Raw genomic sequence first — 7,072 nt, forward strand, 5'->3', positions numbered from 1 at the left:
TGGCAATGCCGCATCCAACACAATAGCGAGCGGTTCCGGTGACGATAAACTGTATGGTGGCTTCGGCAATGACTTTCTTATAGGCGGCACCGGCCGGGATACGTTCGTCTTTGATAGCAAACTTAGTTCGAAGAATATCGACACGATCGACGATTTTACCGTGAAGGACGATACGATCCGGCTGGACGCGACTTTGTTTTCGGGAATTGGCAAGGCCGGCGGATTATCGCCAGACGCGTTCTACGCTGGCGCCAAATCTCACGACGCATCTGACCGGATCATCTACGACACAATGACGGGTAAGCTGTGGTACGATGCCGACGGCATGGGGCAAGGAGCGGCTCTGCATTTCGCAGTGCTCGAGAAAGGCTTGGCGATCACGTCAGGGAACTTCGACGTCATTGCCTAAGTCGGCGGTAACCCATCAGAATGATTTGGCGGGCGCCGACCCGCCGCAATCGTCGCGGTTCCGAACCGTTGTTGTCGAACTGGCCCGTTCAGTGCCATCGAGCCGCTACGTCAAATCAAAAATGATGACATGTGCTCCGTACCTATTACCTAGCGGCTGCTCCAGTTCGTCGACGCGGCGTTGCACATCTTGCTCCACGTTGATCCAGATCGGCTCGTGCTTGGCATGGGGTACATGCCCCTCCGGATATCCCTGACCGGTCCCAATCGCAGGCTTCGATCTTCGACGCCGCTCACCACCTCAACGATTTCCGCGTCACAATCGGTAATTGATGAAGGGGTTGCTGCAGCAGGCCGCAAGTTGCCCCCTAGGTCGGCAAGTAGGTCACGCAAAAGACAATCGGGCAAAACGACGAGTCGACGGCTATTGACTGCTGAAGCGGCCAGTTGCGTTCTGCGATGTTTGTAAACAGAGCCGAGACCTCATTGCACAGTCGCCAAAGTCGGGTGGCCTTTGTTGCAACTACGATTTACGCGGAACCTACCAAAGACGGCTTCCTAGGACGCATCAACCAAACGCATAACGCCGCTTGGGAAGTCCATCTAGAGCCGAAAAGGTTACTATTACAGTCCACTTGTTAATGCATTGCTGTAATGCTAATCCATAGGAATATTTTAATGGTGGGTATATGCGATGTACATGATCTCCCGCATTTTAAAGCCTATAGCAGTCGCATTAATCATGTTTCTCTCATTGCATTATCTGGGGCTGTCAGTCGTCCACTCCATGTTGATGTGTTTAATTCCATTGGCTCTTGGATGGCTGAACATACTGACTGAATTGGGTTACTTGCTGGCAGCGATCTGCATGATTGCGGCAATCGGTTGGGCCGTCGTTCCCACGGGTATAAAATCGGCAGTTAGCCAAAATATTCAGGTTGTCATTGACGATTTCAATAATCGTGATGCCGCCACCCCAACGGAAGGAACCTGAATTGTTTGGTCGCGTCCTGGTCAGACAGCCCTGCTTCAGCCCGTACAAGGATTTTGACTCGGAACGGCGAAGGCAATGTTGATCGCTCTGGCGATGACAGCCGAACGGAAGCGCAGCTAAACTCGCTGCTCGACGCCTCAACAGGCCTGCTACCTGGCGGGCGTATTGGACCCACGATTTGTGCCGGGTGCAAGAGGATCCAGGGATCAGGTCAAGACGGATCCTGTCGCCGGAATTGACGATCAAAACAATTGATTTTCCCTCTCTTAGCCGACAGCCGTATTTCCGCCCTTTTTTGTGCGTTGCAATATAACTTCTTTCAAATGTGCTCACTTGGCAATTTCCGGGTTGAGCGATTGTTCGGCGGAGAGGAGTCTTGCGCATGCATAGAGATGATCTAGACGATGAGGAACGGTTCCTCATCGTGACGAAGTACGGCCCTTCCCTTGTCATATTCGGGTGCCTCTTTGCTTTGGGCGTGCCGATGGCCGTCTCAATTGCTGTCGCCCTGTTTTTTGCTCTGCTTGGGTACTTCGCTTTGTTCAAGCATTTGCGAGCGACGATTGCCGCACTGGTAGTCGTTGCCACGATAGCTTGGTTCGTCGCACCTAGTGACCTCAAGCAACTTATCAGAACTCCGTACGGCGAAGCACATCATCAGGCGGAACTTACGCCAAAAGATCTAAGCTAAGCTTCTAAGTGACATCAACCGACCTGGACACTCTGTCGTCCGGCGTACCATTTTCCTTTGGTAGCCAGTTCTATTGAGAACCTCTGGATGGCCGCCCGCTCGGTTGCCACTCGACTGCGTCTGAGGGCCGGCAACGAGCCCGCGCAACGTCACTATCGATCGACTTCCGCGCTACCTGTTAACATTGGATCGAGCGGTTTAAGCCCCGTGTCCGGTTAGCAGCCGTCCATAGCGGCTGTCTTTCCTGGTACGTCTGCTTCGGTCGAACGACGGCGCCGGTCCAGCCCCGTCCCGCAGCGAGCAATTGGCTTTACTCAGTATTACTACTTGGCCCGCAACCCCAATTCCACAGGGCGACGCTACCGATCCCCCAAGGCAGGAGGTGGCAGATGACTCGGGGTAAATCGGATAAGATCATTGCCATTGAAACGAGTGGCAAGACGACAAGGTGCGTATCAACAGCACGAAGGCGGCAGCGACCACCTTGATTCCCGCATGGCCAGGATCTCGCGACGCTGCATACAGATAGGCAGTCGTTACCCGCACTAGGGCCCTTCGGCGCGATCTAACGGACGCCTCGTCGCTACGCGTCAGTCGGACCCGTTTTCCGCTCAGCAGTTGCTGGATGCGGAGCCTACAACACATCTGAACGCAACGTTTGCGCTTATCCATGACGTTCAGAACGAGACTTCCGACATTGAGCAACCTTACCTTCAGATAAAGTCCGATCTCCAGCAACGTGAAGTCTTATCATGATCTGTGGAACGTGTATTATGTCGCCGTTTCCCGAATTGAAATTACAACGCAACACTGCACTGATTTACACCTTACACCAAAAGCTGCAGGGCACCAGATTTAGCATTCATCAAGTTACTCTTCGATTCATAGAAACCAGACGTAGATAATATACTCTCGCAATACAACAGCTTACATTGATTAAGACTACATTCATCAAAACATGGTAATATTCGAATTATCTTTCGTTACTTTATTTTCTAACGTCCTAGGAGGTAGAGAGATCATGTTTGGAGACGATTTCGAGGATGAAGTTCGAGTCAACTACCGAAAATTTGCACCATCTATCGTGATATTGGCATGCCTTCTCATCATTGAGGCTCCAATCCTCATCACGATTGCAGTGCCTGTCTTTTTCGGCGTGTTGGGCTGGTTTTATATTGCTGACTCCTGGCGGATGAAGATTTCGTATCTTCTGATCATAGCCACCATAGTCTGGTCAGTACTGCCGTCAGATCTGAAACAGTCGCTCATATCCCGGCACGGCGTAGCCGTTTCTGCGGAGAATGTCCCGCAATCCTAGACACATAGGTTTTGGGCAAGACTGCGCAGAGACGCTTTTCGCATCTTTCGAAAAAGGCTGATCGCGAGAAGTGGTTGTACGGCACCGCCTTGCCTGCAAGCTGTTTAGCCGGGTAGTGCCAGTAGACCGGCCATACCGAGTAAAACCGCGGCCTCGAACTTTGCAATGTCGGCATTCAGTCCAAGACAGTCGAAAGACTGTTCTGGTCAACGTTGCTTTTGTGATGAGAACCGTTATTTCCCGCTGGGAAAGCTCCGAGACACCCCAACCTCCCACTCTACATCGAGAGGGGGCCTCTTGAGGAATGTCCAATTTTTTTGCATTTTGACCAAATCTCGTTTTGTCGCTGCCGAGGCGGGATAAAACTTGATTCAAACACACCATCCTAGGACCGGCTCGGCTAAACTGGGCGCGTCCAGCTTCGCCGCTAGACAAGCCATCTGAACAACTGCAATCGAAGGACTGCATAACGGTCGGAGATGCGACGCATTTTCGTCGGTCGCAGCTTTTCGGGTTGGCGAGCTATTGGATGGCTCCCCCATGCTACATTGCATCGACTGCCCCAAGCCGATGCCAGCCCCATTGCGGTCCATGATGGTACATCATCAGTCGTGAGAAGTTCGAAGGTTTGACCGCTGTTTCGAGCTCGCCCCATAACCAGATCATTCGTCTCTGGTCGTGTTTCCATGTGGCCTAGAACCAAATCTTCGTCAGGGACTGGGGTGGTCGACTGGAGCTCAACAGTCTCAGACCACGGCAACGTCAAATTGCTCAGGCAAGGGTTGGTTCTTCCAACTGATCGATCTCGGAGAATCGCATAGGTTGTATTTTGCATCTGGCGATGGCGAAATTTTCATGCAACAACTCTTGCGACTGTATCTGGGGAGGCAAATATGAATGAGGCACTATCATCGATCGAGGATGTAAAAATCATTTTCGACGTCGGGGCAAACGTAGGAACTACCGTAAAGCGCTGGCGGGTCGCATTCCCCGCAGCAAAGATATTCGCTTTCGAACCGATCTCGACGACATTCCGCATGCTGCGTGAAAAGACACGGACCATGGCGGGGGTTCGGTGCTTTCGAGTCGCCCTGAGCGATACCGGCGGCGAAGGCATAATGCGTGCCGTGCCAGGCGGCGTTTGCAATCGCCTGCTTACTGACACTGACGCTCGGCCGTCGCATGTGCAAAATGTGCTCATTACGACAGGAGATGCATTCTGCTCAGAGAACCACATCGAGCAGATCGATTTTCTAAAAATTGACGCTGAAGGCAACGACCTTAAAGTGCTGCATGGCTTCCGAAACATGCTGACGGAGCGCCGGGTACGGTTTGTTCAGGTGGAAACCGGTGTGAATTTCGACAATCATACGCATGTCAATCTGGTCGAGTTTCTGAAGTTATTTCATGAAATGGGATATGGACTCGTTGAGCTTTACGACCCCGTCCGACGCAACCCACCAAAGAAGATGAGGCAGCGGGGAATGTACTTTGCCAACGCACTTTTTGCGGCAGAAGATCTCAGCGATAGAGAACAGAAGCTTGCGAACAAGGAGGCTCGGCTCGTGCGACGGGCGGCCAGGGCTGAAGTTGTGAACGCCCGTCAATTAGTAGGACCACGTTGGGCTCAAACGTGGTTCACCAGGTTGCTTTCGGGTATCCAGGAGATCTTTCGGACCTCACCCATTCGGGCAAAATCCCGAAATGCTCTGCACTAACAAGAACGAGCACGACTATAAAAACGATAACAATAACGTAGACCCTCTGCCTCGACGGCCGTCGCCTAACCATGAGCGCCATACGTATGAGAAGACGTGTAAAGCTTTCCATGCGATAAGATAGCGCGGCGCTTATCCAATCTCAACTGACGGGTTTGGTGCCTATCCGATCGTTCTTGGGCGGGTCGCAATGGCCTGATTTCGAAAAACTCCTTTCGGGCATGCTGCCACTCTTCCCAGCACTTTTCCGGATCGATGTGGTTTCAGGTGACGTCCCGACGTGAGTCGAGCGGCTGGCACGAACCGACCCATCGACCCTGACCGATCTGGACCGCGCAGCGCGCTTCCTCTACCTGCAACGTCTCGCGTTTGGCGGAAAGGTCTCCAGGCAGAACTTCGGCGTCACGATGCTTGGTGGACGGTTCAACCTCCTGAAGCTCGCGCCACAGCTGGAAGAGATCCACGAGCGCATGGCAGGCGTCGTGATAGAGAACTTGCCCTGGCAGAAGTTGATCGCGCGTTATGATCGGCCCGGCACTCTCTTCTATCTCGATCCACCCTATTGGGGGAACGAGGACGATTACGGGAAAGCCATGTTCAGTCGCGAGCAGTTCGAGGAGATGGCTACGGTACTGGGTTCGATAAAAGGTCGCTTCATACTGTCTTTGAACGCAGTTCAAGGCGTCTTTGAAACGTTCTCGATGTTCAACATAGACGAGGTGGACTGCAGCTACTCAGTCGGCGGAGGGGGCAACGGCAAAGCAATTAAGGAAGTGATAATCTATCCTCATGACTGACCCTGCTAGTTTGGTATCTCGATCCACAGAACTAACGGGCGTCGCAATCGCGTTGCCGTCTACAATCGGAGGCTGATTTGTGATCAAGCGATCTTTTCCATGAGGTCTAAGACTTCCGTCACGCGTTCGGTGACACCTTTCAAAGTGGCTACAACCGGTTCGCCTGGAAACGGCCTGGGAACCGGTGCACCAGGAACCTTGCTGGTAACCGCAAAACTGTAGATCGCACTTAGAGGAATAGCGCCGTTCAAGACGCTTAACAGGCTCGGAGTCGGCATTCGATATGTTGAGAAGTCGTAGAGATTGCCGTTTTGAAAAGTCCTGCCTTGCTTCAAGTCTTGTGCTGCTAGAAGTCCGCTTATCTCACCAGCGTAGAGGGCGCCGGGGTGCTTGTGATTAACGCCACTCAAATTAGACACCTCTAGATCGCCTGCTACGATGACGGCGTCCTTGTGTTTCCCAAAATTATCTAACTGCGTCAGACCGTACAATTGCAGATCGCCGCCGGGGTGGACATTGAGAGCCTCAACAAAATCTTGTGCCGAGGGACTGAGAAGTTTTGTGCGTTTGTGGCACTCCGCAGCCCACAACGCAGAGCTTTTAGAGTTAGGAAAACCAATCTGCTTGTCCAACTCCTTTCCGTTGTCGCGGGCCAAGTCAGCAACTGCAATATCTAGTGCTGATCGCAAATGGTTTGCGATCTCTGCCACTATCACGAACGCTTCAATTGGCGCCTCAAGGTATTCTAGACGTACGAGGCGTCTCTCGCGATCAATCGCATCAATCAACGTGAACTGAAAAGGAGAGTATCTGTTTTCTGCAAACAGCGCTGAGAGCTCAGTCGTGGAATTTTGCGCTCGGGCCACCTTCGCGCGGGAGATGAGAAACGGCATATTGGCTTCCTCATTTAAACTGAGATGCAATAGGCGCTTCTGCAGATCGGTTGTCTATGCTGCGTAAGTCTTTGCGGCGCTGCTAGGTGAGAAATCGCTGCCTAAATGCAAAGCGTTCTGAGACGGATTGAGGAGACTTCCCGACGCCATAAGCTAATTGGAAATTCCAGAACCTCGTGTCAAAATTCCGGAAATTCGCGTCCGGCTACATCCGGCTACAAACTCGTCGGAAACAATGGTGGGCCCGGAGAGA

At 52.3% G+C, this 7,072-nt stretch carries 6 protein-coding genes and 1 pseudogene; 6 read left to right on the forward strand and 1 reads right to left on the reverse strand.

The window, feature by feature from the left end; genetic code table 11:
• The 6 genes and pseudogenes from ASF70_RS24035 to ASF70_RS16725 all read left to right on the forward strand — a co-directional run.
• The coding region (locus ASF70_RS24035) for a calcium-binding protein (protein WP_280136595.1) at window positions 1-409 on the forward strand (409 nt) is incomplete at its 5' end.
• A gap of 693 nt (window positions 410-1,102) precedes the next feature.
• Entirely contained in the window at window positions 1,103-1,402 is a 300-nt protein-coding gene (locus ASF70_RS16705; protein WP_062581225.1) for a hypothetical protein, read from the forward strand.
• A gap of 382 nt (window positions 1,403-1,784) precedes the next feature.
• Window positions 1,785-2,093, forward strand: coding sequence for a hypothetical protein (locus tag ASF70_RS16710; protein WP_062581226.1), 309 nt, complete (start codon window positions 1,785-1,787; stop codon window positions 2,091-2,093).
• A gap of 1,021 nt (window positions 2,094-3,114) precedes the next feature.
• On the forward strand, window positions 3,115-3,411 hold the full coding sequence (locus ASF70_RS16715; RefSeq protein ID WP_156461858.1) for a hypothetical protein: 297 nt from the start codon (window positions 3,115-3,117) through the stop codon (window positions 3,409-3,411).
• Window positions 3,412-4,304: 893 nt separating this feature from the next.
• A complete protein-coding gene (locus ASF70_RS16720; RefSeq protein ID WP_062581230.1) occupies window positions 4,305-5,129 on the forward strand; it encodes an FkbM family methyltransferase in 825 nt (274 codons plus the stop codon).
• A gap of 252 nt (window positions 5,130-5,381) precedes the next feature.
• Window positions 5,382-5,926: pseudogene (locus tag ASF70_RS16725) on the forward strand (DNA adenine methylase); the annotation flags it as partial.
• An 83-nt stretch (window positions 5,927-6,009) separates the two neighbouring features.
• On the opposite strand, the gene ASF70_RS16730 reads toward ASF70_RS16725, so the two are convergent.
• Window positions 6,010-6,819: a hypothetical protein gene (locus tag ASF70_RS16730; protein ID WP_062581236.1), complete on the reverse strand. Its 810-nt coding sequence runs from the start codon at window positions 6,817-6,819 to the stop codon at window positions 6,010-6,012.
• Between the last annotated feature and the right edge of the window lie 253 nt (window positions 6,820-7,072).

The sequence above is a fragment of the Rhizobium sp. Leaf321 genome (assembly GCF_001423215.1).
GTDB classification, from domain to species: domain Bacteria; phylum Pseudomonadota; class Alphaproteobacteria; order Rhizobiales; family Rhizobiaceae; genus Neorhizobium; species Neorhizobium soli.